The organism is Sulfitobacter sp. SH24 (assembly GCF_965641895.1).
In the GTDB taxonomy this organism is placed as follows: Bacteria; Pseudomonadota; Alphaproteobacteria; order Rhodobacterales; family Rhodobacteraceae; genus Sulfitobacter; species Sulfitobacter dubius.
In genome coordinates, this window is the sequence record NZ_OZ282575.1 from 2,842,700 (window position 1) to 2,867,483 (window position 24,784).

The 24,784-nt window shown below is 60.1% G+C and carries 21 protein-coding genes; 10 read left to right on the plus strand and 11 right to left on the minus strand.

Features of this window, described 5'->3' with window-relative positions; translation table 11 throughout:
• Positions 1-5 precede the first annotated feature (5 nt).
• A complete protein-coding gene (locus ACSQ16_RS16625; RefSeq protein ID WP_243262269.1) occupies positions 6-2,093 on the plus strand; it encodes a sensor histidine kinase in 2,088 nt (695 codons plus the stop codon).
• Here ACSQ16_RS16625 and ACSQ16_RS16630 read toward each other — a convergent pair.
• The gene (locus ACSQ16_RS16630) at positions 2,090-2,944 is read right to left on the minus strand and encodes a fumarylacetoacetate hydrolase family protein (protein WP_243262268.1); all 855 of its coding nucleotides are present in this window, start codon (positions 2,942-2,944) and stop codon (positions 2,090-2,092) included. The two genes, ACSQ16_RS16625 and ACSQ16_RS16630, sit on opposite strands and share 4 nt — an antisense overlap.
• A gap of 159 nt (positions 2,945-3,103) precedes the next feature.
• On the opposite strand from ACSQ16_RS16630, the gene ACSQ16_RS16635 reads away from it, so the two are divergent.
• The 4 genes from ACSQ16_RS16635 (at position 3,104) to ACSQ16_RS16650 (ending at position 10,674) form a co-directional block, all read left to right on the plus strand.
• On the plus strand, positions 3,104-5,371 hold the full coding sequence (locus tag ACSQ16_RS16635; RefSeq protein ID WP_243262267.1) for an acyl-CoA dehydrogenase: 2,268 nt from the start codon (positions 3,104-3,106) through the stop codon (positions 5,369-5,371).
• Positions 5,368-6,663, plus strand: a complete 1,296-nt coding sequence (locus tag ACSQ16_RS16640; RefSeq protein WP_243262266.1) for an acetyl-CoA C-acetyltransferase — start codon at positions 5,368-5,370, stop codon at positions 6,661-6,663. The genes ACSQ16_RS16635 and ACSQ16_RS16640 overlap by 4 nt, the downstream gene beginning before the upstream one ends.
• On the plus strand, positions 6,663-8,735 hold the full coding sequence (locus ACSQ16_RS16645; protein ID WP_435988573.1) for a 3-hydroxyacyl-CoA dehydrogenase NAD-binding domain-containing protein: 2,073 nt from the start codon (positions 6,663-6,665) through the stop codon (positions 8,733-8,735). The genes ACSQ16_RS16640 and ACSQ16_RS16645 overlap by 1 nt, the downstream gene beginning before the upstream one ends.
• 349 nt (positions 8,736-9,084) lie before the next feature.
• Positions 9,085-10,674, plus strand: coding sequence for an ATP-binding protein (locus ACSQ16_RS16650; protein ID WP_243262264.1), 1,590 nt, complete (start codon positions 9,085-9,087; stop codon positions 10,672-10,674).
• Between the two features lie 26 nt (positions 10,675-10,700).
• Here the strand turns inward: ACSQ16_RS16650 and ACSQ16_RS16655 are convergent, their stop codons facing one another.
• The 3 genes from ACSQ16_RS16655 to ACSQ16_RS16665 form a co-directional block, all read right to left on the minus strand.
• Positions 10,701-11,840 carry an aminotransferase class V-fold PLP-dependent enzyme gene (locus ACSQ16_RS16655; RefSeq protein WP_243262263.1) on the minus strand — a complete coding sequence of 380 codons (1,140 nt, stop codon included), beginning with the start codon at positions 11,838-11,840 and terminating at the stop codon, positions 10,701-10,703.
• A 72-nt stretch (positions 11,841-11,912) separates the two neighbouring features.
• Positions 11,913-12,584 carry an amino acid ABC transporter permease gene (locus tag ACSQ16_RS16660; protein WP_243262262.1) on the minus strand — a complete coding sequence of 224 codons (672 nt, stop codon included), beginning with the start codon at positions 12,582-12,584 and terminating at the stop codon, positions 11,913-11,915.
• 81 nt (positions 12,585-12,665) lie between these two features.
• Complete coding sequence (locus tag ACSQ16_RS16665) at positions 12,666-13,475, minus strand: ABC transporter substrate-binding protein (RefSeq protein WP_243262261.1); 810 nt, start codon at positions 13,473-13,475, stop codon at positions 12,666-12,668.
• A gap of 171 nt (positions 13,476-13,646) precedes the next feature.
• On the opposite strand from ACSQ16_RS16665, the gene ACSQ16_RS16670 reads away from it, so the two are divergent.
• Positions 13,647-14,303, plus strand: a complete 657-nt coding sequence (locus tag ACSQ16_RS16670) for a GntR family transcriptional regulator (protein WP_243262260.1) — start codon at positions 13,647-13,649, stop codon at positions 14,301-14,303.
• On the opposite strand, the gene ACSQ16_RS16675 is transcribed toward ACSQ16_RS16670, so the two are convergent.
• Positions 14,300-15,121 carry a LysR substrate-binding domain-containing protein gene (locus tag ACSQ16_RS16675; protein WP_435988802.1) on the minus strand — a complete coding sequence of 274 codons (822 nt, stop codon included), beginning with the start codon at positions 15,119-15,121 and terminating at the stop codon, positions 14,300-14,302. The genes ACSQ16_RS16670 and ACSQ16_RS16675 overlap by 4 nt on opposite strands.
• A gap of 184 nt (positions 15,122-15,305) precedes the next feature.
• Here ACSQ16_RS16675 and ACSQ16_RS16680 point away from each other — a divergent pair, with 184 nt between their 5' ends.
• The 4 genes from ACSQ16_RS16680 (at position 15,306) to htpX (ending at position 17,599) form a co-directional block, all read left to right on the plus strand.
• Positions 15,306-16,010 (plus strand): SDR family oxidoreductase, encoded by a 705-nt coding sequence (locus tag ACSQ16_RS16680; RefSeq protein WP_243262258.1) that lies wholly within the window; start codon positions 15,306-15,308, stop codon positions 16,008-16,010.
• The gene (locus tag ACSQ16_RS16685; protein ID WP_243262256.1) at positions 16,000-16,248 is read left to right on the plus strand and encodes a DUF6552 family protein; all 249 of its coding nucleotides are present in this window, start codon (positions 16,000-16,002) and stop codon (positions 16,246-16,248) included. The genes ACSQ16_RS16680 and ACSQ16_RS16685 overlap by 11 nt, the downstream gene beginning before the upstream one ends.
• 107 nt (positions 16,249-16,355) lie before the next feature.
• Positions 16,356-16,595, plus strand: a complete 240-nt coding sequence (locus ACSQ16_RS16690; protein ID WP_243262255.1) for a hypothetical protein — start codon at positions 16,356-16,358, stop codon at positions 16,593-16,595.
• A gap of 80 nt (positions 16,596-16,675) precedes the next feature.
• Positions 16,676-17,599, plus strand: coding sequence for a zinc metalloprotease HtpX (gene htpX, locus ACSQ16_RS16695; protein ID WP_243262253.1), 924 nt, complete (start codon positions 16,676-16,678; stop codon positions 17,597-17,599).
• Positions 17,600-17,606: 7 nt separating this feature from the next.
• Here htpX and ACSQ16_RS16700 read toward each other — a convergent pair whose 3' ends face one another.
• From ACSQ16_RS16700 to ACSQ16_RS16725, 6 genes are all read right to left on the minus strand, one after another.
• Positions 17,607-18,650 (minus strand): siderophore-interacting protein, encoded by a 1,044-nt coding sequence (locus ACSQ16_RS16700; RefSeq protein ID WP_243262252.1) that lies wholly within the window; start codon positions 18,648-18,650, stop codon positions 17,607-17,609.
• Between the two features lie 60 nt (positions 18,651-18,710).
• The gene (locus ACSQ16_RS16705) at positions 18,711-20,807 is read right to left on the minus strand and encodes a TonB-dependent siderophore receptor (RefSeq protein ID WP_243262250.1); all 2,097 of its coding nucleotides are present in this window, start codon (positions 20,805-20,807) and stop codon (positions 18,711-18,713) included.
• Positions 20,808-20,905: 98 nt separating this feature from the next.
• Positions 20,906-21,730, minus strand: a complete 825-nt coding sequence (locus tag ACSQ16_RS16710) for an ABC transporter ATP-binding protein (protein WP_093927097.1) — start codon at positions 21,728-21,730, stop codon at positions 20,906-20,908.
• Positions 21,727-22,758: a FecCD family ABC transporter permease gene (locus ACSQ16_RS16715; protein ID WP_394805056.1), complete on the minus strand. Its 1,032-nt coding sequence runs from the start codon at positions 22,756-22,758 to the stop codon at positions 21,727-21,729. The genes ACSQ16_RS16710 and ACSQ16_RS16715 overlap by 4 nt, the downstream gene beginning before the upstream one ends.
• Positions 22,755-23,756, minus strand: a complete 1,002-nt coding sequence (locus ACSQ16_RS16720) for a FecCD family ABC transporter permease (RefSeq protein ID WP_093927098.1) — start codon at positions 23,754-23,756, stop codon at positions 22,755-22,757. The genes ACSQ16_RS16715 and ACSQ16_RS16720 overlap by 4 nt, the downstream gene beginning before the upstream one ends.
• Complete coding sequence (locus tag ACSQ16_RS16725) at positions 23,756-24,673, minus strand: iron-siderophore ABC transporter substrate-binding protein (RefSeq protein ID WP_243263117.1); 918 nt, start codon at positions 24,671-24,673, stop codon at positions 23,756-23,758. Before ACSQ16_RS16725 ends, ACSQ16_RS16720 begins: the two co-directional genes overlap by 1 nt.
• Positions 24,674-24,784 lie beyond the last annotated feature (111 nt).

Here is a 24,784-nt window from a genome sequence, read left to right on the forward strand (position 1 = left end):
TCGGCATGAAAATGATTAGGAATACGCTGTCACAGCGTGCAAAAAGAATATGTGTTCTGCTGATATTGGCGGGCGTTGTCCTTGGCTTTGGCCACCGGATTGAGACGCTTTCCTATCAAACCTACATGCAGGATCTCGAACTTGAGACCACGCTGGAATTGATAGAAGTGCGGGAACGGATTCGTACTGATATCTTTGACCAAATTCTTAAGCTGCGTGAATTGGCCACCATCATCAGTGAAAACCCTGATATCAGCCAAGCAGAGTTCAGCGCACGCGCAACCGAGTTCATGGCCAAAAACCCCGATGTCATCAACCTTGCTGCCGCACCCAACCTCGTGGTCAGCATCGTACACCCTTATGAAGCCAACCAAAGCGTTTTGGGGCTGGATTACCGCAAGAACCCAGCACAGCTTCCCAAGGTAGAACAGGCCATGCAGAGCGGCGAAGGTTTGGTGACCGGGCCGGTGGACCTTGTTCAGGGTGGACGCGGGCTGATTCTGCGCCACCCGGTCTTTTACGCGAATGACACCACTCAAGGGGCTGGCGCCCCCGCCCGCCCTTGGGGGCTTTTGTCGATGGTTATCGACTACAACGCCTTCCTCACGCGCCTGAACATTCCCGAACTTGCAGAAAATTATGATCTGGCCATTCGCGAGATGACCGCAGATGGCGAGGTTGAGCAGACCATTGTCGGTGATTTTGATTTCACTGGGACTGAGCCCATATCTCTCGATTTTAACTTCGCCTTTGGCGTTTGGGAAATGGCCGCCACGACCAAGGGAGGCTGGCCCGATCACCGACCCGATTTTTGGTTGCACTGGCTGCTCCGCCTTCAAGGCGCGGCAGGCGTTGTTATTTTTGCGTGGTATATTATGCGCTTAACCGACAACCGAAAACTGGCCGAAGAACGTCTCCGCACAGGTGTCGAAGCGTTGGACCATGGTTTTGTGATGTACGATCCCAAGGGCATATTGGTGCTGTGCAATGAGAAATACCGCGAAATCCACGACTATAGCGAAGTGGTAAAACCCGGATCAACCTACGAAAAGATCGTGCGCGACAGCATCCGCCGGGGGCTGGTGCCCGATGCCATCGGCAAGGAAGAGGAATGGATCCGCGTCTGGCTGGAAAAGCGTGAAAACGGCGCGTTTGAAACCGAACAGCGAATGCCGGACGGCCGCATCATCCGCACCTCAGATCGGCGCATGGAGGACGGCAGCGTTGTAGGTCTAAGGATTGACGTGACCGATTTGAAAAGGGCGCTGCTGACAGCCGAGGATGCCAACAAAGCCAAGACCGATTTTATGGGCGTGCTGAGCCATGAGTTGCGCACCCCGCTGACCGTTATCTTGGGCCATGTTCGGCTGGCACGGCATTTTGATCGCACCCCGGCGGCGCGCGATCTTGGCGCTGCCATTGATGCTGATCCGCAAACCCGTGAAACGCTCGCGCCCAAGTTTGCCGCTACCCTCTCCAAGCTGGGCGACATCATGCAAACCGTGGAACGTTCGGGCAATCATCTGCTCACCTTGATTAACGAAGTGCTCGACTTTGCCAAGATCGACGCGGGCAGCCTGTCGATCACGATGGAACCGGTGAAAATCGACGACATCGTAGCACCGACCGCCGATCAACTACGCCCGATGATCGAAGACAAGGGGCTGGAGTTGAAAGTGAAATCAGCGTCCGGCGTGATGTTGGCCGATGGCAAACGCATTCAGCAGGTGTTGATAAACCTACTCAGCAACGCCACGAAATTCTCGGATCAGGGCACGATCTCGCTCACATGTCGCATCCGGGGGGAAGTGGTAGAATTCCGCGTCACGGATTCTGGCATCGGCATCCCCGAAAATGAGCTGGAGCGCGTTTTTGAGCCGTTCCATCAGGTCGATTCCACCGCCACCCGCCGTTTTGGCGGCACTGGGTTGGGCCTTGCGATCTCGCGCGATATTGCCACCGCCCATGGTGGCAGTCTTGTGGCCACCAGCGTCATGGGCAAGGGCAGCAGTTTCCTGCTGACCCTGCCCCTGCGCCCTGCCATTGCCGTTGCAGCGGCCGCCGCCGAAACGCGCGAGGTTGAGGACGCTTAGCGATCCGCCAGTCGCTCGACCACCTGCTCTTGCTCGCCCAGACCTTCGACCCCCAGTCGAACCCGGTCACCCGGGCTGAGGTAGCGCGGTGGTTTGAGGCCCATTCCCACCCCCGGAGGGGTGCCGGTGCAGATCAGATCGCCCGGCTCTAGCTGAATGAATTCAGACATGTAGGCGATGATCGTCGCCACATCGAAGATCATCTTCTCGGTGGTGCCGTCTTGCAGACGTTTGCCGTTTATCTCGGCCCAAAGCGCCAATTTCCCAGGATCGCCCAATTCATCCCCTGTCACCAGAACCGGTCCTGTGGGGCAGAAATTGGGAAAGCTCTTGCCTTTGACCCACTGGCCGCCCCGCTCGGCCTGCCAAGCACGCTCGGACACATCATGAACCACGCAATAGCCCAGCACGTAATCAAGCGCGTCTGCACGGCTTACATTCAGTGCTTCGCGCCCAATCACCACGCCCAGCTCGACCTCCCAATCAAGCTTGCTCATCCCTTTGGCATACAAAAGCGGATCGTTCGGCCCGCAATAGGTCCGGCTGGCCTTATTAAAGAGGATCGGCTCGGTGGGAACGGGCATCCCCGATTCCGCTGCGTGGTCGGAATAATTCAACCCGATCCCCCAGATGTTGCGAGGTTGGCTTACAGGCGGGGCGACGCGTTTTCCTTGGGTTTCAAACAGCGGCAGCCCCTCCAGATCAACACCCTCCAGCGTATTGCGGATCGCCGGAATCGTCTCAGGTGTGAAATCACCAACAAGGCTTGAAACGTCTCGCGCCTGCCCCGCGGCATCCAGCACCACTGGCGTTTTCGCCCCGTCGCGCGTTCCGTATCGCATCAATCGCATGGTCTTGCTCTCCCTCTTTCAACCGTCGCTGGTGGCACCATACCCAATGACACGGCGCTGGCCACAGCTTTGAAACGGGGCTCGTTAAGACGCACGCTTGCTCTACGGCTGAGGAACCGACGATACGCGAGCGGCGTTGGTTCGTAGAAGGGGGTTCCCATGAAAAACCTGCGCGCTGATCTGCTTACCAAACCGATATACCGCTGGGCCAAGAAATCCCTGCCCGCCCTATCTCAAACCGAAAGCGAAGCCCTGACCGCTGGCGAAGTCTGGTGGGAGGCCGAACTTTTCTCGGGCAACCCCGACTGGTCAAAGTTGCAGGCGGTCAAGGCACCCCAGCTAAGCCCAGAGGAACAGGCCTTTTTCGACGGTCCCGTGCAAGAATTTTGCACCATGATCGACGATTGGAAGATCAACCATGAGGCCGCCGATCTGCCGCCAGAAGCATGGACCTTTCTACGAGACAAAAAATTCTTTGGCATGATCATCCCGAAATCTCATGGGGGGTTGGGCTTTTCCGCCTTCGCTCATTCCGAGGTGGTCCGCTATATCTCCACGCGCTCCGTCGCAGCAGCAGTGACGGTGATGGTGCCCAACTCACTCGGACCCGGTGAATTGCTGCACCAGTTTGGCACCGATGCGCAAAAGGATCACTGGCTCCCGCGCCTTGCCGATGGGCGTGAGCTGCCTGCCTTTGGCCTTACCAGCGCCGAGGCGGGTTCTGACGCCTCAGCCATGGTCGATGAGGGCGTGATCGCAAAAGGTATGTGGGAGGGGGAGGAGGTTTTGGGCATCCGCCTCAACTGGGCCAAACGCTATATCACCCTTGCCCCGGTTTGCACGGTCCTTGGGCTGGCCTTTCAACTGCGCGATCCTGATGGCCTGCTGGGCGACACGGCTGACATTGGCATTACCTGCGCGCTGGTGCCCACCGATCTGCCCGGAGTGGAAACCGGGCGGCGACACCTGCCGTCTTCGACGATGTTTATGAATGGGCCAACCACTGGCACAGACGTTTTTATCCCCCTTGATCATATCATCGGTGGGGCGGAATACGCAGGCAAAGGCTGGATGATGCTGATGTCCGCGCTCGCCGCTGGACGTGGCATCTCCCTGCCATCAATGGGCTGCGCTGCCATCGCATTTTCGGCCCATACCACTGGCGCTTATGCCCGTATTCGCCAGCAATTCAATCTGCCGATCGGCAAATTCGGCGGCGTTCAGGCGCGGATGGGGCGGCTGGCTGCGGATGCCTATGCGATGGACGCCGCCCGCCATCTGACCTGCGCCGGGCTTGATGAAGGCCGGGCGCTTTCCGTAATTTCGGCGATCATGAAGGCCCATGCGACCTTTAAAATGCGCGAGGCGCTGAACGATGCGATGGATGTGCATTCGGGCAAAGCCGTGATCGACGGGCCTCTGAACTACCTGCTGCCACTCTACCGCGCCGTGCCGATTGGCATCACCGTGGAAGGAGCAAATATCGTCACCCGCAGCTTGATTATCTTCGGCCAAGGGTCGATCCGGGCGCACCCCCATATGCTCGATAACATGCTAGCCTTGCAGAAGGAGGATGAGGCAGAGTCTCTCGCCGCTTTCGACAAATCTCTGTGGGCGCATGTGGGGCATACCACGAAAACCCTCTTCCGCGCGTGGGGTCGCGCCCTGACGGGCGGCCGTTTTGCTCCTGCCCCTGATGCAGGTGCCGCAACGCCAATCTACCGCGAGCTTTCGCGCTGGTCGGCGGCTTATGCACTCACGGCGGATTTTCTGTTTCTCACCCTCGGCGGAGCACTGAAACGTGAAGAGATGATCTCAGGCCGGATGGGCGATATCTTGTCCGAAATGTATAACCTCTCCGCCGCACTCAAACGTTGGGAGGACGAAGGCCGTCAAAAGGCCGATCTGCCGCTCCTCAAGTTCGCCGCTGCCGATGCCTTTTCGCGCATTCAAACCGCGCTTGATGGGGTCATCGCCAATCTACCTGCCCGCTGGGCGGCGTGGGTGCTACGCGCCATTACCTTGCCGGGACTGGGCCGCCGCGGTCCGGATGACACGCTCACCACAGAATGCAGTGCTTTGATTTATGCCCCGTCTGCCACCCGCGACCGGATCACTGGGCGGTTATTCGAAGGCAGCGCTGGCGACGGGATCGACCTGTTGAACCGCTGCTACGCCAAAGTGATCGAAATGGAGCCGGTCATGAAGCGCCTGCGCGACGCCAAGAAGACCCCCACGGAAGCACAACAGTCAGGCATCCTAAGCGACAGCGATATGGCGGACCTGACCGCGATGAACGAACTGGTATCAAAGGTCATCGCCGTTGATGACTTCAGGCCTGCCGCGCTGGCCCATTACTTCCCTGACTTAGATGTCCCGCAGGAAAATCTTGACGAAACCCCCAACCCTAGAGAGGCCGCCGAATGACCCACCCTAAAGCGCAGCGCGTCTTTCTTGTGGATGGGGCCCGCACTCCATTTTTGAAGGCACGACAAGGCCCCGGCCCCTTTACCCCGGTCGATTTGGCCGTGCAGGCCGGGCGGCCCCTGCTGGCGCGACAGAGCTTTGATCGCGCGGCATTTGATCTGGTTATCCTCGGTTGCGTCAATGTGATCGCGGATGAGATGAACCCCGCCCGCGTTGCGGCATTGCGGCTGGGCTTGGGTGAACAGACGGTCGCTTTTACCGTGCAAATCAACTGTGGCTCTGGCATGCAGAGCATCGACACCGCCTATCGCTATGTCCGCGACGGCAGCCACCAAATGATCCTTGCCGGTGGGGCCGAGGCGCTCAGCCACGCCCCGCTCGTGCTGCGCCAATCAGCGGTGGAATGGTTCGGCCGGATGAATGCCGCCAAGGGCCCGATTGATACGGCTCGCGCCATGACGGGCCTCAGGCCAGAGTTTTTCAAACCCGTCATTGGGCTGGAACGCGGTCTGACCGACCCGATCACTGAACTGAATATGGGCCAAACCGCCGAAGTTCTAGCGCATCGGTTCGGGATCGACCGCGCCACGGCAGATACCTATGCAATGCAAAGTCACCACCGTCTTGCCGCAGCGCAAAACGACGGGCGACTTGCGGATGAAGTCATGCCCGCCTTTGACAAAGATGGCACTGTTTATGATCACGATGACGGCGTGCGTCCTGACAGTGATATGGAGGGCCTTGCCAAGCTGAACCCGGTGTTTGAGAAGCCCCACGGCAAAGTCACTGCAGGCAATTCCAGCCAGATCACCGATGGGGCAAGCTGGGTCATCGTTGCTTCTGAACGCGCTGTTGAGGCGCATGGGCTGACCCCGCTGGCTGAGATTACCGACAGCGAATGGGCGGCACTAGATCCGTCGATCATGGGGCTGGGTCCGGTGCTGTCCGCCACCCCCATCGCGCAACGCCATGGGCTTGAGGTGGGCGACATTGACCTGTGGGAATTGAACGAAGCCTTTGCCGCACAGGTGCTTTCCTGCGTGGCCGCTTGGAACGACGAAGACTTCTGCCGCAACGTATTGGGCTATGACGCTGCTTTTGGCCGGATCGACCGAGACAGGCTGAATGTCGACGGCGGCGCAATATCACTGGGCCACCCGGTCGGCACCAGCGGCAATCGGATTGTCTTGCATCTGGCCAATGCGATGAAAGCGCGCGGTGCGAAACGGGGCATCGCCACGGAATGTATTGGCGGCGGCTTGGGTGGCGCGATGATGCTGGAGGCGGTGTGATGACGGGACATGTTCTAAAGCATTTGGGCGAGAGCAAACTCGAACTTGGCACCGAAAACGCGCGCAAAGGCAACTGGCGCGCGGGACGTGATGCCAATGGCATCTTTTGGCTGGCGCTTGATAAGGCTGACAGCAGCACCAATACGATTTCTGGCGACGTGCTGCGTGAGTTGGAACATCACGTCACCGCAGCCGAAAACGACCCGCCTCATGCCCTCGTAATCCGCTCCGCCAAACCGGGCGGCTTTGCTGCTGGGGCCGATATATCAAGCTTTGCAAAGATGAGCGATGAGGGCGCGGCAGAGCTTCTGACCCAAGGCCATGCGGTACTGGACCGGCTTGAACAACTTTCCTGCCCGACGATCTGCGTGGTGCACGGCGCAGCACTTGGCGCGGGATTTGAGCTGGCGCTTGCCTGTGACATCCGCATCGCAGTGCCGGGGGCCTCTTTCGCCTTTCCTGAGGTACAGCTTGGCCTGCATCCCGGTCTTGGCGGCACTTTCCGCTTGCCCGCGTTGATCGACCCGACCGAAGCGATGACCATGATGCTGAGTGGGAAAACCGCGCATACCAAGCGCGCAAAAACACTGGGAATCATTGATGAAGTGGCCGAAGAACGCCACATCGCCGCCGCGGTTCGCGCATTGGCCGAAACCGGGGTTGAGCGGGCTGAACCAGGCCTTAAAACCCGGGCGCTTGGGCTGGAACAGGCCCGAACCTTGCTGGCCCGTCAAATGCGCAACCGCACCGAAGAGCGTGCGCCGGCGGCCCATTATCCGGCCCCCCATGCGCTGATCGAACTGTGGGAGGAACACGGCACCGACCGGGCAACCATGCAGCGCGGCGAAATCCGGTCTTTCGCCAACCTGTTGAAAACGCCTAGTTCCAAAAACCTACGCCGGGTGTTCTTCCTGCGGCAAAAACTCAAAGAAGCCGCGCGGGGCGACGACGACATCGCCCATGTGCATGTGATCGGCGCAGGCGCCATGGGGACTGAGATTTCGGCCATGGCCGCGATCCGGGGCAAGCGCGTCACCCTGAGCGATCTTGACAGCGCCGCCCTTGGCCGCGCCATCAAACTGGCGGCAAAACTTTGTGCTGACAAACATCTGACCGGCGCAGAAACGCGCGATGCACTCGACCGCCTGATGCCCGACCCTCATGAATATGGTGTGGCCCGCGCTGATCTGGTGATTGAAGCCGCCCCGGAGCGGATGGAGGTCAAAGAGAGGATTTATGCAGGGTTGAAGACCGAAATGAAGGACAGCGCGATCCTTGCCTCCAACACCTCTAGCCTCGCGATAGATGCCCTAAGCGCCCACGCCCCCAACAAAGCGCATTTTGCGGGGCTGCATTTCTTTAACCCCGTCTCGAAGATTCCGCTCGTCGAGGTTGTCGCTGGGGCGGATACAGCAGCGCAGACGGCGCGCCGCTTGGCCGCATTCTGCGGGGCCATTGGCAAACTGCCCGCGCGCGTCGGTGATTATCCCGGCTTTGTCGTGAACCGTATCCTCACCCCCTACCTAATGGAGGCGATGGTGCTAATGGACGAAGGTGTGCCGAAAGAGGTGATCGACAGCGCCGCCCTGCGCTTTGGCATGCCGATGGGCCCGGTGACGCTGGCCGATCAGGTCGGGCTTGATATCGGGTTGCATGTGGCCGAAAGCCTGCGTGACAGGCTGGGCACGTCTATGGCTGAGATTACCGATATGCTGCAAGAACGCGTCGAACAGGGTGATCTGGGTCGCAAAACCGGGAGCGGCTTTTATGACTGGGCCGATGGCACGCCGCATCCTGAAACCGAAGAACCCGGCCCCGCGGATTTGACCGATCGCCTGATCCTACCGATGCTGAACGCCGCCGTCGAAGTGATGCGCGAAAACGTGACAAAGGACGCCGATCAGATCGACGCCGCAATGATCTTTGCCACTGGCTGGGCTCCTTTCCGGGGCGGGCCATTGCACTATGCACGCACGCGCGGTGCGCGTGAAGTGGCCCTCCGCCTGCGCACATTGGCCAAGGCGCATGGCCCGCGATTTGACCCCGATGAAGGATGGAAGAACTTCAGCTAATGTATCGGCAGGGCTGTGCTTCATTCTGTCCAGCCCCTTCGTGCATAGACCCCGCGCCGCTGGCCCGAATTGTGGCAAGACTGAGGTGCTCAGCGAAGACATGCATCAGGACAATAGCCGGGGTCAGTTTGATTAATCTCAAGTAAACCACGCCGCGGCAATTGGTTAGCCGCCTTTGAGCAGGCCCCACATTCCCGGCCCCAGTTTGGTTTTTGAGGATAAAGCGCCCAAATGTCGCCCTAATTCACCCCTGCGGCATTGGCAGCGATGCTTCGCGGGGATACCTAGGGTAAACATCTGACTGCCAAACGAGACCAGATAAGAAGAGCGCGAGCAACCAGAGGCCCATATGAACGACTTTTACAGCGCCTTGGCGGATTTCGATGATCCGCTGCGGCAACTCTACATGCTTGCTGTCGAACCTGATCTTACGACCGAAGACAAAATCGCCAAACTCCTCCGACTGGGCACCGAGGCGCTTGAGCTTGAGCTGGGTATTGTCAACCGCGTCGATCAGCCAGTTTACGAATGTCTGTACGTATATGGACCGGATTGGGCCCCTGCGCCCGGCACCACTTTCGACATCAATGGCACCTATTGTCTGCAAACGCTTTCCAGTGCCGATGTGACCTCTTTTCACCACGCCGGGCAGCAAGAAATTTCGAGCCATCCGTGTTATGAAACCTTCAAACTGGAAAGCTATATCGGGGCGCCCCTGAAATGCGGTGGCGAACTGTTTGGCACAATCAACTTTTCAGGCCGCGCGCCCCGCTCTGGGCCGTTCAGCAGGGCGCAGGTGCAATTCGTACAGTTCCTTGCACGCTGGCTCAGCAGTGAGTTGACCCTTCAATCTGAACGCCGTGAATTGCGCGAACAGCGCGGGCTGCTTAGCGCCATGGTGGATGCCGTGCCCGAAGCAATCATCATGGCAGACCCGAACCGCCGTGTAGCGCTTGTAAACCCTGCGGTTGAGACGCTTTTTGGCTATGAGCCCGAACAGCTATTGGGGCGGCAAACAGCGGTTCTTTATGAAACGCTCGGTGGTTATGAACGCGCGGGCGAAGAGCAGTTTAACCCGCAAGCCTCGACCGCGCCGGGCGCGCTTTCGATTGCCTGCCGCCGCGCCGACGGAACAACATTCGAGGGCCAAGTCTCGACCGCCAAGGTCGAGACGGATCGAGGCGAGCATTTAGGATTTCTGGGTGTCGTGCGCGATGTGAGTGAGCAGCGCGAGTTTGAGCGCGCCAAGGATCAGTTGATCGCCACTGTAAGTCACGAGATGAAAACGCCGCTGACGTCGCTCAGCGGGGCGTTGCGCCTCCTTGAAGTGGGGCAAGACGACCTGCCCCCGCAAAAACAAAAACTTCTACGGCTCGCCCTGCGCAATGCGCGGGCAATTGATCAGATGGTCGCGGATATTCTAGATGTGGAAACCCTGCGCAGGCCAGACCAATCTGGTTTTGCCGAGCGACCATTAGCGCCCTTGCTAACGCAGGCGTCCGAGACACTGATCCCCTATGCGAAAGATCGCGGTGTTCGCCTAGAGATACATCCGACAGCGGCCCCCGCGACCCTACTGCGCCTACACGAAGGACGGCTGATGCGGCTGTTGTCTAACCTGCTTTCCAACGCGATCAAAGCGTCTGACGAAGGCGGCACCGTCAAGCTGGGCGTTTCTGAAAACGGCATGGGGTTTTGGGTACGTGATGAGGGCAGTGGCCTGCCGCTTGATCTTCAGCCGGTCCTATTTGAGCGGTTTTCCCGTGGGTCCAGTTACCGCGTCGAAGAGGGCCACGGTCTGGGCATGAGCATCGTAAAGGCCATCGTCGACCAACACCTCGGCAGCATCAAGTTTGAAACTGCCGAGGGCAAGGGCACCACCTTCTTCGTCGATTTTCCGGCGCTTGAATCTCAGGCAGACGCCATGGCCGCCAATTGACGGCGCATCGCGGGCTGCACCAAGCGTCAAGCCATGAAGGCGCGCAGCGCTTGCAGTGTCCGTTCGATCCCTGCGGCAGTGGTCAACACCCCCGGTGACATGCGCAAGATCTGGCTGCGGTTGTCGACGTAAATGTCCAAGGCGGCCAATTGCGCTACCACATCAGGGGCGTCAATGTGATCTGGCAAAACCACCATCAGACTACCGCCGCGCTGGTCGGGATCGGTGGGGCTTGCAAGGTTCAGCCCCATCTCTTCCAGCCCCTTCTGTAACTGGCCCGTCAATTTGCGATTATGCGCCGACAGTGTCTCTGTATTCTGCCCCATGCGCCATTTCATCGCTGGCAGGCTGGCCACCGCTGGCACCGTCGACGGCGTGCCACTGTCGAGCCGCCGAATGTCGGGCGCAAATTCGAAAGCGTCCAAATCCCACGAAAACGGATTGCCCTGCGAAAACCATCCGCGCATCTCTGGCGCGCATTGCGGGATCAGATCAGCATCCATATAGACGATCCCCGCCCCCGGCGTGCCACACATCCATTTAAGGCTGGTCGACAGCGCGAAATCCACTTTGGGCGCGGTCACGTCATAGGGCAGCAGGCCGACTGCTTGGGTCATATCAACCCCAATGAGCGAGCCCATCTTGCGCCCATGCGCCACCAGTTGAGGGATATCCAACCGGTGCGAGGTGGTTGAGCTGACCCATGTCAGCAGCGCCAGCGCCACGTCTTCGTCCCAATCGGCAATGATATCTTCGGCCTCGACCCAATGCCCACCTTGGCGGATCGGCACAGTGTTCAACGTGAAACCAAAGCGTTTCGACAGGCCGGTGAGCAGGAAATGCAAAGAGGGAAAGCCATCCTCGGCCACCAAGACTTTCTTGCCGCGCAGGGTGCCTTCGGGCAGCGCACCGATGACGGCCATCAGCCCGGTTGTGACGCTCTCTGTCGTGGTCACGGTGCCCTTGGGCGCGCCGATCAGTTCTGCCCAAAGGTCAATGAACTGCTGGCGTTTGGGCAGGACATCCGCCCATTGATCGCCGTTCGGCGCAGCCCATGCATCGGTGAAATCGGTGAGCCCGGCCAGCATATCCGCATGTTTGCCGGGGTATTGGCCGATGGAGTGATAAAGGAGATAGGCGTCGCCCGTTCCTGTTTCTGTGGACATTGTAATCTCCGTAGGATGTGGGCCGCGCAGGCGCGCGGGACGGTAGGATGGTGTGAAATTTTTCGGAAGGGTTCAGCGATAGCCGCGCTTGTAATGTTGCTCTAGCCAGCCGGTGAAACGGACCAAGGGCCAAAGGATTGCGATATAGATCAGCGCGGCCAGCAGCAGCGGTGTGGGGTTAGCGAAAAGCGCCTGCGCGTCGGTGGCCTGTTTCAGCAGATCATCCATAGCCACGACCGAGGCCAGCGAGGTGTCTTTCATGATCGCAACGGCATAGGAGGCCAGCGGCGGGATCATCATACGAAACGCCTGCGGCAGGATCACCTTGCGCATGGTGGTAAAGAAGGACAGGCCAAGCGCATCGCAGGCCTCGAACTGGCCACGCGGCACGGCTTCGATCCCGGCGCGCACGACCTCGGCCGTATAGGCCGCCAGCACCAGCGCCAGCGCAATGGTCGCCGCGACGAAGGAGGAAAAGACAATTCCGGCAAACGGCAGCGCGTAATAGACGAGGATCAGCACCACCAGAACCGGAATGGCGCGAAAGATATCCGTATACAGAACCGCCAGCAGCCGGAACGGCTTGGCCGCGTAAAGCCGCACCAGACAGACCAACACGCCAAGGATGCCGCCAAAGAAGATCGCCGCGAAACCCAGCAGGATCGTGTTGACCAACCCGCGCATCAGAATGGGGAAAGCGCGGCGCATCACGTCGAGATTGAAGAAGATGTCGAGGATTTCCATAGCGCATTCCGTCAGTTTGATCGCAGGAGGCTAGTCAAAAAGCCGCAAGCGAGTGATGCCCCGCCCGCGGCTTCAACTTCGTTAGTCAGCAGAAGTCGGCACAGGCAATGGGGTGACGGCAAGGCTGCCCTCAGCAGGTGCCACGCCCAGCCATTTTTCATAGAGCGCCGCCATGGTGCCATCCTCTTTCATCGAAGAGATCGCGTCATTGACCGCCTCCAGATGTTCGGAGCCTTTGGGCATCATGATCGCGAATTTATCGCCCGTCGGGATCTCGACAGAGACCTGAAGCCCCTGCATCGTCGGCTGGGCAAAGGCATAGCGCAGGCTGACGATATCGTTCACGGCGGCATCAATCCGGCCACTGCGCAGATCGGTCAGCATATTGGCCGTGGTGTCATAGCTGGAATAGGATTTATACCCGAGCTCGGTCTCACGCTCCTTCAACCAGTTCTCCGGGAACGACGTGGCGATGGAGCCGATGCGCTTGCCTTCCAGCCCGTCCAAATCAGCGATACTTGCGTCGGTCTTTGTGCCCACACCAAGCGCGCCTGAGAAATAGGGCTGCGTGAATGACTGGGCCTCAAGCCGCTCATCGGTGATGGTCAGCGAGGAAATGACCGCATCCACACGGCCCGATGCTGTGGCGACAAACAGCGCGCGAAAATCGAGACCGGTGATCTCGGTCGTCTTGCCAAGGCGGGCGGCGACTTCGTTGATGATGTCGACCTCAAAGCCTTCAAATTCGCCAGCTTCGTTCTTGAACTCCCACGGCGGGTTTGCCGGGTAGGAGCCAATTTTCAGCACATCCTGCGCCATGGCAGAGACGCCAGACAGTGCCGTGAAGGCCGCAACGGTGAGGCCAACGATCAGATTTTTCTTCAGATTCATGTTTTTCTCCCTGTGAACATCCCCGCGCAACGCGGCAAGTTTCACAGTATGGCTGCCAGCTTTCGTATACGAATTCAATTGAATTTTACAAGTATGCAAACTTATACCTAGCCATATGCGTATTCCTTGCGCATGCTCGGGTCACAATCGAATACTTTTTCAGAGGTCCGAATGCCCCGCACCACCAAGCGCCACATGAAAGATCAGATCTATGACATCTTCCTTGGGCGGATTCAGCGGGGGGAGATCAACCACGGCGACCGCTTTGTCGATACCGCCGTCGCCGAAGAGTTCAACGTCTCGCGGATGCCGGTGCGCGATGCCCTGATGCGCCTGTCACATGAGGGCTATCTCGACAGCACGACACGGGGCTTTACCCTGCCCAACCTATCGATGCGCCAGATATGCGAGATTTTCGAACTGCGCCGTCTGCTGGAACCCCGCGCCGCCGCGCTGGCGACCAATCAACTGACCGAAGACGACATCGCCACCCTCACCCGCGCGGTCGAGCAGTCCGAACGCACCCTAGAGACTGGCGAAATTGAGAGCCTCTACGCCGCCTCGGAAGACATCCGCCGCACATGGATCATGGCCGTGCCCAATATCGAGCTGCGCGACACGATCCTGCGCTACATGGCGCAAATCCAAGCCGTTCGCATGGCAACCCTGCGCGACGCCACCGCGCATGAAACCCTCGTCGATCTTCAACGCGACATGCTGCGCGCCTTTGTCGAACGCGACGCGGCCAAGGTTGAGCTTTTGCTCCTGCGCTATGTTTTGGCTGGGGAGGATAGCTTCCTGCGCCTCAAAGCCCGCGAGCAGGATTAACCTGCCTCGCACTTCGCCACCGCGCAAAGCCAATCGCGCACGATAATCCCGGCGCTTGAAACCCCTTGGCGCGGGGAGAGCAGGTAGAAGTCCAAGCCGCCCGCCATCACATGAGACACCGGACGCACCAATCGCCCCGCCTCAAGATCGCGCTGGACCAAAAAGCGGCTTGCCAAGGCTACCCCCTGCCCTGCTAAGGCCGCATCAAGGCTCAGTGTCGTCTGATTGAACCGCAACCGCCGCGCCGGTTTTGCGGCGTTGCCAAATGCTTCTTCCGCATAGCGCGGCCAAAGGTCATGCGTGTCGTGCAGCAGGGTCAAACGCGCCAAACCTGCCGCATTCAACGGCGCGTCCTCAACAATCAAACTGGGCGAGCAGACCGCCACAACCTCCTGCGCGAACAGCAGATCAGCCCGCAGGCTTGCACCGAAAGGCGGACGCGCCTGCCGAACGGCGAGGTCGATCCCATCTGCATGAAAGCTCGCCACCCTCTCTGTCGCTGTGATGCGCAGATCGATGCCCGGATGGGCTTCGGTGAAGTCTGACAGGCGGGGGATCAACCATTTCGACGCGAAGGTCGGGGTCACGCTGATTGTCACCCGCGCGGGCGCACTGCGTAGGGCGTCCGTTGCCTCGACCAACTGCTCGAAAGCGCGCGACACAGAGGCATGATAGGCGCGCCCCTCTTCGGTAAAGGCAAGGCCGCGCGGCTCGCGCAGGAACAGGCGCAGCCCAAGATGATCCTCCAGCCCGCGCACCTGCTGGGCGACCGCCCCTTGGGTAACGCCTAACTCATCCGCAGCCGCGCGGAAGTTCATATGCCGCCCCGCCGCGGCAAATGCACGTAGCCCGTTCAGGGGCGGCAGTGGTACGTCACTGGGCACAATAGAATTCCTACAGTCATACGACAATGCATCTGGCTGGTTGCGACTGCCTTCAACGCCTAATTAACAAGACATATCCCCGCAGCGCAATCGCTGCACAGCATAAGGAGCATATCCGATGACAGCAGAAAAAGTAGCACTTGTGACAGCAGGCGGCAGCGGCATGGGCGCGGGTGCGGCCCGCAAACTGGCCGCTGATGGCTTCAAGGTCGGCGTGCTTTCCTCCTCCGGCAAGGGAGAGGCGCTCGGCACAGAATTGGGCGGCTTTGGCATCACCGGCTCGAACCAGTCGCAAGAGGCGCTGGCCCAATTGGTGGACGGCGCGATGGACCGCTGGGGCCGCGTCGATGTGCTGGTGAACTCTGCCGGACACGGGCCGAAGGGCGACATTCTTGAGATGACCGACGAAGATTGGCACGGCGGTCTGGATGTCTACTTGATGAACGTGATCCGTCCCACGCGTCTGGTGACGCCGATCATGGCGGCGCAGGGCGGCGGCGCGATTATCAATATCTCAACATTTGCCACCTTTGAGCCGGATCCGCTCTTCCCCACCTCCGGCGTCTTCCGCGCCGGTCTCGCGGGTTTCACCAAGCTCTACGCAGATCAATACGCGGGCCAGAACATTCGTATGAACAACGTCCTGCCGGGGTTTATCGACAGTCTGCCCGAGACCGAAGACCGCCGGGCGCGCATTCCCATGGGGCGCTATGGCACCGAGGCTGAAGTGTCTTCGCTGATCGGCTGGCTCGCCTCCGAAGGCGGCGCCTATGTCACCGGGCAGAACTGGCGCATCGACGGCGGGCTGACCCGTGGCGTCTGAGGCGATCGCGCGCGCAGCCCCGGCGCGCCTAGCGTTCTGGGTCAAATGGGTGGCTTCGGTGATCCAGATCCTTGGCTATGCCGCCACCGGCTTTGGCTGGACGCCATGGAACCTCTACCTCTTTGTGGTGGGGGTTCTGGGTTGGTTGATCGTCGGGGTGCTTTGGAACGATCGGGCGATTACGCTGGTCCATCTCGTCGCCATGTCCGCGATGCTGGCGGGGATGGCGAGCCAGTAACACGCAGGCGGCCCACGGGTTTTCATCCGGGGCCGCCTTATAGATCGCCCTTGCAGATTACCCACGCCCTCGGAATAGTGCGGAGGAGCGTGCAATCTGAGGCGGCCATGACTGACCTACCAAAACACCCCATGCGCCGCCTGCTGACAAGCCTTGCCATCTGGTTTCTGGTGGTGACCTTCGTGGTGCTGATTTATGCCAAAGGAGACGACCCCATGCCGCTGAGCGTCCTCAGCCGTCTTGGGATTGCTGCAGCCATCGTTGCCTTTGTGAACATTCCACTGATCCGCAAGATCGGCCATATCTACCTGCACACGACACCCGATGACGGTGATCTCGACGACTAGCCGCTCTGCCGCCGCCTGCCTTGCACCCTGCGAAAATCGACCCATATTTCCTTTACAACGGACAACCGCGAGAGACCAAAATGGGCTATGTAAAGACAGCGATGCTGATGGCGGCGATGACCGCGCTTTTCATGGGGGTTGGCTATTTGATTGGCGGGTCAGGTGGCGCGCTGATCGCGCTCGTGGTGGCGGCAGGGATGAACGCCTTCACGTGGTGGAATTCCGACCGCATGGTGCTCAAGATGCACAATGCGCAGCCCGTCTCGCCGGGGGACCGCGCAGGGCTATATGCCATGACGGCTGAGCTTGCCCGGAATGCGGGCCTGCCCGAGCCCAAGGTCTATCTGATCGACACGCCCCAGCCCAACGCATTCGCCACCGGGCGCAATCCGGCCAATGCAGCCGTCGCGGTCACCAAAGGGCTAATGCAAAGTCTCAGCCGCGAAGAACTAGCGGGTGTTATCGCGCATGAGCTGGCGCATATTCGAAACCACGACACCGCGATCATGACCGTGACCGCGACTTTCGCCGGTGCGATTTCGATGCTGGCGAACTTTGCGATGTTTTTCGGCGGGGCGCGGGAGCGGATGGGCATGATCGGCACGCTGATGATGATGTTCCTCGCCCCCATGGCCGCAGCATTGGTGCAGATGGCGATCAGCCGGACGCGGGAGTATGCAGCGGACAAGGCCGGGGCAGAGATCTGCGGTCACCCGCTTTGGCTGGCCTCCGCGCTTGAGAAGATCGCGATGGGCGCCGCGCGGATCGACAATCACGCCGCAGAGCGGAACCCGGCCACGGCGCATATGTTCATCATTAACCCATTGCACGCGCATAAGCATGACAGCCTCTTCGCCACCCACCCCGCGACCGAGAACCGCATCGCTGCCCTGCGGGCGATGACGCCCACCGCACCCCCGGTGCGGGAGCCAAGCCCCCAACCTACCAGCAGCAGCCGCATTCCTAAGAGCGGAAGACGCGGCGACGCAGGACCGTGGAGCTAAGCCGCGCTCAGTCCCGACGCCAGTAAGCTGTGCAAATCTGCCGGGTCTTATCCATGCCGAGCGCGCTTTTGAAATGGCCGCGCAACTGCTGGGCGTTCTGAAACTCTCCGGCAAAAAAGGCATAGCCCAAACCGTCATCAGTCAGCGCCTGCGCGTGACCAAGAACAGCAGTTTCGAATTCTGCCGGTGGCAGGGCGTGAACGCGCAACTTGGTCTTTGGCAGGTAGTCTCGATAGGACACACCGCGCGGCAGGGCGGCCACCACATCGCCCACGGCACCCTCTGGCAAACGCGCCAAAAGCTGCGCAACGGCGGGCAGGCCCGTGCCATCTGCGGCTAAAAAATACGAAGACGCTGACGGCAAGGCGCTGATCCCCACCGGGCCCATGGCACCAATCTTTTGGCCCGCAATCGCGTTCTGCGCCCATTGCGAAATCAGACCAGAGCCATGGCGCACCACGTCGATGTCGACCTCTTCGGTCTCTGGGCGGATGTTCTTCAACGTGACATAGCGCGCGTGCAGCTCATCCGCGCCTTTGGGCCAGACCGGCGCGCCATTTGCACCCATCACGGGCCAAACCGGCGTGCGGCTGGGATGGCGCGGTAGGATCAGCCGCAGATGCAGCCCCTGCGCCGCAAGTGTTGCAATGTCAGGGTAATGCAGGGTGACACGCTGCATCCCCTCAAAAAGAACTTCGCTGTTGAGGACGGTCAGCAACCGGAAGTTCTGCGGCGCGACACCCGCCTCCTGCGTTATACCTTGCCAGCGGATACGCTCGGCCAGCAGCGGATCAAATTCTGCAACATGATGCACCATGCCCTCTTTCGAGAATTGCATGGCGTTTTCACCGGGCGCTTGGAGGTTCACTTCCAACTTGCCCGGGCGAAGGTCAAATTCCACGCGATAGCCGTCTTGTTCAAACACATGGCCGGTCGCCCCTTTGGCGCGGAAAACCATGCCGTGATCATCGACGAGATGCGACAGGATCTGCGAGAGCATCTCCTGAGGGGCGTCGAGGGGGATTGTGGTCTTGGCTTTGGCGATGGTCATCTGTGGCTCCTCCCGGTCAAAGAAAAGCGCGGCACACGAGGGTGGTGCCGCGCTTGAGGCTCACCAGCTGTGGGCCAGCTTCACGGTGACTTCACGGCCGGGGCTGTAGAAATCAGCGTAGAAACCGCCGTAGGAGGTGTGCTTTTCGTCAAACAGGTTGGTGACATTGGCCGAAAGCGATGTCTGCTCGGACAGGTCATAGGTCACTGCGGCATCCACAACGACAAAGCTGCCAGTGTCGCCTGCGGTGTTGCTGTCGCTGTAGTAATAGCCACTGTTGAACCGCGCGCCCAGACCGACAGTCAGATCACCGCGGCCGAGGTTTTCCCACGTCCGGCTGGCCCAGATCGAGGCGACATTCTCAGGCACCAGACCGGGGCGATTACCGACGTTGCCGGATGTCCCGTTTTCTTTGATCTCGGCATCCAGATAGCTGTAGGCGGCGGTGAGGGTATAGGCACCGACCTCGGCCTTGGCTTCCAGATCAATACCGCGCACGCCGATCTCACCAATGGTTTCCGGCAGGTTGGTCGCCGGGTTGGTGCGGGTGATGTTGCTTTTCGACAGGTCATAGACCGAGGCTGTCAACAGTGCATTGGTGCCCGCCGGTTGCCATTTGGTGCCCAGTTCGAACTGCTCGCCTTCTTCCGGTTCAACGCCAAAGCCTGCAGGCACGACCGACTGCGCGTAGTTCCCAAAGACCGCGATATTCGGTTTGATCTTATAGGTCAGGCCCGCCCGGCCTGTCGTTTCGCTGATGTCGTTTGTCTGGACCGTACCCGCAAGGTTATTCGTCTCGGTTACATCGATCCAGTCATGGCGCAGGCCGAAAGAAGCGATGAAACGCTCGTTCCAGTTCAGCTCTTGCTGGACATAAAGCGCCTTGCCTTCTGTTTCGGTGTCGAGGTCGGCAAACATCGGAACGTCAGTTGGGCGACCAGTGTAGGTTGGATTGTCTAGATCAACCGAAGGTGCCGCACCGTAATAGCGTTTGTCTGTGTCATCGGACCAAGAGAATTCGACCCCCGCAGTGGTGGTGCTGGCCGCCCCGCCAAAGAACCCTTCGTAAGTCAAATGCAAGTCAGAGATCATGTTCTCGCTGGTGCCATCGCTGGCAAAGAACGCGCGATCCACGGTGTCATCATCCGGGGTGCCATCGCTGACGTAGGCATAGCCAAAGTCGTCTTCACTATCGCTATAGCGCAGGGTGCCGCCAAAACTCAGCCCATTGCCAAAGTCATGCGTGCCCAGCACAGAGACGGTCGTCCGGTCGGTGCCGCGATAGTTGTAGTCAGGCTCGCCATAGAACACGTCGCCGCGGTCGAAATCGCCGCCCGCTGGGAAGCCACCGCTGCCCGGTACTGAATCGCGGTCAAGATGGTCGACGATCACGGTCAGTTCTGACGCATCGGAGGGCCGCCATGTCAGGCCACCCATCGCGAACAACTCATCATTCTCGGAATAGGGATATTCCAGTTCACCGTTGCGCAGAAGACCGGTGAAGCGATAACTAAGCGTGCCCTCTTCATCCAATGTGTCGCCGAAATCTACGCCGGTTTCCAAGCTGCCGTAAGAATCCACCGATGTGTAGACGGTGCCGAAACGTTCGGCGCGCGGTCTTTTGGTAACATAGTTGACCGAGCCGCCGGGGTCCGACAGACCAAAGGTCGAGGAAGACGCGCCCTTGATGACTTCAACACGTTCAAAGGCAAAAGGCTCTTCCCGGACGGCACCAAAGTTTGCACCCAGCGTCAGGCCGTCACGGTAGGTATAGGCCTCGAACCCGCGCAGGATGAAATAGTCAAACCGGTCATCCGCGCCATAGCTGTCCGTGGTGGCACCGGCGGTGTAGTTCAACACCTGCTCCACGCTGTCCGCGCCGCGGGCTTCGATCTCGCGGCTGGTGATGACTGAGACACTGGCCGGGATGTTGATGATCTCACCCGAAAGCTTGCCGCCGCTGCTGAGTTCGTTGGCGACAACCGTTTCCGCATCCGCCGCGCCCGAGTTTTGAGCGCTTGCCTCAAGGATCACATCATCCAATTGGTACGTCTCTTGCGCGGATAGCGCGCCGGGCACCAGTGCCGTGCAACACAAAAGCGCCGTTTTGATAGAGCCGCGCCCCAGTTGAAGATGAGTGAATTTTGAAGAGGACATGGCGGTCTCCGTAATAACCTAGTTAATCAGTCGGGATTCCCTTACGCCTATGATACGGAGAGCGCCAGAGTCAATCTGACTAATTTAGTAAGTTATTCTCAGGCTGCGGCATCTTTGTGGGAATGCACAGTTTTATGGCGCCCAATCGGCACCATGCAGGGGGTCTGCGAGACGGGGTCGCTGACGATACGGCACGAAAGGCCGAAGACAGTTTTCACCATCTCCTCTGTTAGAACGTCAGCGGGCGGCCCCTCGGCACGGATGCCGCCATCGCCCACGGCGATCAGGTGATCGGCATAGCGAGCAGCAAGGTTGAGATCGTGCAACACCATGATGATTGTTGTGCCCTGCGCGGTGTTAAGGTCGACCAAAAGGTCCAGAACTTCGATCTGATGCGCCACGTCCAAGAAGGTGGTCGGCTCATCCAACAGCAGCAGATCGGTCTCTTGTGCCAGCGCCATGGCGATCCAGACACGCTGACGTTGCCCGCCTGAAAGCGTATCAAGGTCTCGCTCAGCCAGCTCTTCGGTCCCGGTCGCGGACAGCGCGCGGGCCACGGCGCTGTCATCCTCTGCCGACCAGCGCGAAAACAGCCCCTGATGCGGATGCCGCCCGCGCCCGACCAGATCAGCCACGGCAATGCCCTCAGGCGCGATGGGCGATTGCGGCAGCAACCCCATGACTTGGGCCAACTTACGCGATTTCATGCGGTGAACCGACTGCCCATCAAGCAGCACCGCACCGGATTTCGGCTGTAAAATACGCGCCAGCGTCCGCAATAGCGTCGATTTGCCCGACGCATTGCCCCCCACGATCGCCGTGATCTTACCCGCTGGAACGGTAAGGGAGACATCCTCCAGAATGATACGCTTTTCATAACCTGCGCCCAGATTGCGCGTTTCGAGACGGTGATCGTGGGTCATAATGTGCCCCCATTTCTATTGGCGCGAACGATGAGATATAAAAGGAACGGCGCGCCGATCGCGCCAGTGATGACACCCACAGGCAGGCGCGCGGGCAATAGGAACTGCCCTGCGTAATCCCCAGCGATGACGAGCACAGCGCCCACCAGTCCGGCCCCCAAAAGCAAGCCGCGCGAGCCCGGCAAAAGCCGTGCTGCGATGGGGCCAGACAGAAAGGCAACGAATGCGATTGGCCCGGTGGCCGACGTGGCGATGGCCACAAGCCCCACAGCCGCAAGCGTAACCCTTAGCCGCGTGACATCCGACCGGACACCAAGCGCTTCGGCGGTGTCATCGCCAAGACGCAGCACCTCCAGATCACGGGCGGTGCAGGCCAAAAGCCCGCCAAACACCAGCAGCGCCCCGGCCACGGGCAACGCCTGCACCAGTTGCACGCCATTCAGGCTGCCGGTCAGCCAGCGCATCGCCTCGGCACGGTCCCACGCAGGGGCCTCTAGCAGGACATAGGCCGTCACACTGTCGAGCATGGCCGAGACGCCGATCCCGATCAGAATCAACCGCGCACCAGCAGCACCCCGGCGCGACGACAGAGCCCAAATCATGGCGGCCACGCCCAATCCCGCTAGCACCGCGACAAGCGACACAAGCCAGCCATCGAAGGCCAGAATAACAATGGCAAAGACCGCCGCCGCGCCCGCGCTGGCGCTGATGCCAATGATGTCAGGGCTGGCCAGCGGGTTGCGCAGCATGATCTGAAACGCCACCCCGCCCAAGCCAAAACTGAACCCCGCCAGCAACCCCATCACCGCACGGGGCAATCGCAGCTCGGACACCACGAAAGATGCATTGGCCCCCGGCGTACCGGTCAGCGCGGCCACAACATCGCCCGGTGCCAGACAGCCGCGCCCGCAGCTGAGTGTCAGCAAGACAAGGCCCAACACCAGCGCTGCCAGAAACACCAATACCTGAAGGCGACGCGTGCCTGCTTTGCGGGGCACCAGAGGGGCGGCAAGGCTCATATCACTCATAACCCGCGCATCCTGTGATTGCGCACCGTCCAGATAAAGAAGGGCGCGCCGACAAAGGCGGTAACAATACCAACGTCCAATTCATTCGGCCGCGCGACGATACGGCCAAGCACATCCGACAGCCCCAACATCGAGGCGCCTGCCAGCGCCGACAGCGGCAGCACCAGCTTGTAATCCACCCCGGCAATCATCCGGCACAGATGCGGCACCACCAGCCCGACAAAGCCAATCGGCCCGCAAAGCGCCGTCGCCGTGCCACATAGGATCACCGCCCCCGCCGCAGCCATAAGGCGCCCCAAGGCGACGCTTTGACCAAGGCCAGTGGCAAGCTCTTCGCCCAGAGCCAGCGCATTCAGAACGCGGGCCGACGCAAGGCTTAGTAGCAAGCCGACCAAGGCAAAGGGCACGGCAGGCAAAAGTGTCTCGAAACTTGCACCGCCAACACCGCCGACCTGCCAAGATTGCACAGAACCCGCGATATCGTTGCGCGGTAGCACTACCGCGATGATAAAGGCCGATACCGCGACCGAGGTCGCCGTGCCCGCAAGGGTGAGTTTCAGCGGCGTCGCCCCGCCCTGCCCGGCTGAGCCGATCAGATAGACGAAGACCGCCGTCACCCCCGCCCCGGCGATCCCGAGCCACAGATAACTATGCGCGCCGCTGATGTCGAACCAAGCGATGCCCACAACGACAAACAGCGCCGCCCCCGCGTTGACACCTAAGATGCCCGGATCGGCCAGCGGATTGCGGCTGATGCCCTGCATCACCGCCCCCGCAAGGCCAAGCGCGGCACCCGCCAATATGGCCAACGCCGTGCGCGGCATCCGCACTGCAACCGCCGCAGCCCCGATGGTTTCGATCTGGCCGGTTATCCCCGCCCAGATCTCAGCCCATGGGACAGAACGCGCGCCCACGGTCAGCGACAGGCCCGTCATCAGAGCCAAAAGGCCGAGCAAAAGCGCAAAGCCTGCCAACCGTTGGGGGCGCTGCACCTGCATTATTCGCTGCGCGTGGCTGCGGCGCTCAGACGCGCGAGGTAATCGTCGAGCACATAGTCAATCGACAGCGGCGTCGGGTTGGCAGCGGTGCCCATTGGATCATTCGCTAGCAGTACGACCGACCCACGGGCAACCGCCGGAAACCGCGCGATCAACGGGTTCTTCGTCAGCTCATCCAACCGTGCCTGATTGCCATAGGTGACCACCACGTCCACGTCTTCAAATAGGTCGATCCGTTCTGCACTGACGCGGCCTGAATATTTTCCTGCCTCACTGGCGTCACGCACCGCTTGGGGTGTGGCCATGCCAATATCGGTCAGGAATTGCACGCGCTGGTCGGCGGCAGCATAAAAACCGATGGTGCTGAGGTCACGCGGATCAAGGTGAGTTACGAACATGCCGGTTTTGCCTGCCAGTTCAGGATGCTCTGCGCGGGCGGTTTCGATGCGTGTTTCGATTTCGGCGACCATCGCGTCGCCCTCCTCGGCCATGCCAAGGCCCGCAGCATTCTGGCGGATCATCTCGCGCCATGTGGTTGTCCACGCCGCTTCGGGATAGGCGATAACCGGTGCGATACGGCTTAGCGTTTCATAGTCGGATTGGGACAGACCGGAATATGCGGCGAGGATCACATCAGGCTGGGTGCTGGCCACGGCTTCGAAGTCAATACCGTCGCCCTCGTCGAAAAGCGTTGGCACCTCAGCGCCCAATTCGTCGAGCGCTTCGGTCACCCATGGCAGCAACCCATCGCCATCGTCATCGCCCCAGGAGGCGCGCGCGAATCCGACCGGGACAATGCCGAGGGCCAAGGGCACTTCGTGGTTGGCCCAACCAACCGAAGCCACACGCTCGGGGCGCTCTGCGACAACCGTTTCGCCAAAGGCGTGTTCAACGGTGACGGGAAAGTCCTGCGCCATGGCCGCAGTCGCGCCAAAAGCCACACAAATGATTGACAAAGTTCTGAGCACTTTGGCCCCCTTTAATCCGATTCTTTTAGTAAACTATTGCGTGTTAAGCCGCAGCGCGCG

Bases quoted from the DNA above. Each gene is read 5' to 3' on its own strand.
- ACSQ16_RS16625 (WP_243262269.1), top strand. From the start codon at position 6: ATGAAAATGATTAGGAATACGCTGTCACAGCGTGCAAAAAGAATATGT.
- ACSQ16_RS16630 (WP_243262268.1), bottom strand. From the start codon at position 2,944: ATGCGATTGATGCGATACGGAACGCGCGACGGGGCGAAAACGCCAGTG.
- ACSQ16_RS16635 (WP_243262267.1), top strand. From the start codon at position 3,104: ATGAAAAACCTGCGCGCTGATCTGCTTACCAAACCGATATACCGCTGG.
- ACSQ16_RS16640 (WP_243262266.1), top strand. From the start codon at position 5,368: ATGACCCACCCTAAAGCGCAGCGCGTCTTTCTTGTGGATGGGGCCCGC.
- ACSQ16_RS16645 (WP_435988573.1), top strand. From the start codon at position 6,663: ATGACGGGACATGTTCTAAAGCATTTGGGCGAGAGCAAACTCGAACTT.
- ACSQ16_RS16650 (WP_243262264.1), top strand. From the start codon at position 9,085: ATGAACGACTTTTACAGCGCCTTGGCGGATTTCGATGATCCGCTGCGG.
- ACSQ16_RS16655 (WP_243262263.1), bottom strand. From the start codon at position 11,840: ATGTCCACAGAAACAGGAACGGGCGACGCCTATCTCCTTTATCACTCC.
- ACSQ16_RS16660 (WP_243262262.1), bottom strand. From the start codon at position 12,584: ATGGAAATCCTCGACATCTTCTTCAATCTCGACGTGATGCGCCGCGCT.
- ACSQ16_RS16665 (WP_243262261.1), bottom strand. From the start codon at position 13,475: ATGAATCTGAAGAAAAATCTGATCGTTGGCCTCACCGTTGCGGCCTTC.
- ACSQ16_RS16670 (WP_243262260.1), top strand. From the start codon at position 13,647: ATGCCCCGCACCACCAAGCGCCACATGAAAGATCAGATCTATGACATC.
- ACSQ16_RS16675 (WP_435988802.1), bottom strand. From the start codon at position 15,121: ATGAACTTCCGCGCGGCTGCGGATGAGTTAGGCGTTACCCAAGGGGCG.
- ACSQ16_RS16680 (WP_243262258.1), top strand. From the start codon at position 15,306: ATGACAGCAGAAAAAGTAGCACTTGTGACAGCAGGCGGCAGCGGCATG.
- ACSQ16_RS16690 (WP_243262255.1), top strand. From the start codon at position 16,356: ATGACTGACCTACCAAAACACCCCATGCGCCGCCTGCTGACAAGCCTT.
- htpX (WP_243262253.1), top strand. From the start codon at position 16,676: ATGGGCTATGTAAAGACAGCGATGCTGATGGCGGCGATGACCGCGCTT.
- ACSQ16_RS16700 (WP_243262252.1), bottom strand. From the start codon at position 18,650: ATGACCATCGCCAAAGCCAAGACCACAATCCCCCTCGACGCCCCTCAG.
- ACSQ16_RS16705 (WP_243262250.1), bottom strand. From the start codon at position 20,807: ATGTCCTCTTCAAAATTCACTCATCTTCAACTGGGGCGCGGCTCTATC.
- ACSQ16_RS16710 (WP_093927097.1), bottom strand. From the start codon at position 21,730: ATGACCCACGATCACCGTCTCGAAACGCGCAATCTGGGCGCAGGTTAT.
- ACSQ16_RS16715 (WP_394805056.1), bottom strand. From the start codon at position 22,758: ATGAGTGATATGAGCCTTGCCGCCCCTCTGGTGCCCCGCAAAGCAGGC.
- ACSQ16_RS16720 (WP_093927098.1), bottom strand. From the start codon at position 23,756: ATGCAGGTGCAGCGCCCCCAACGGTTGGCAGGCTTTGCGCTTTTGCTC.
- ACSQ16_RS16725 (WP_243263117.1), bottom strand. From the start codon at position 24,673: ATGGCGCAGGACTTTCCCGTCACCGTTGAACACGCCTTTGGCGAAACG.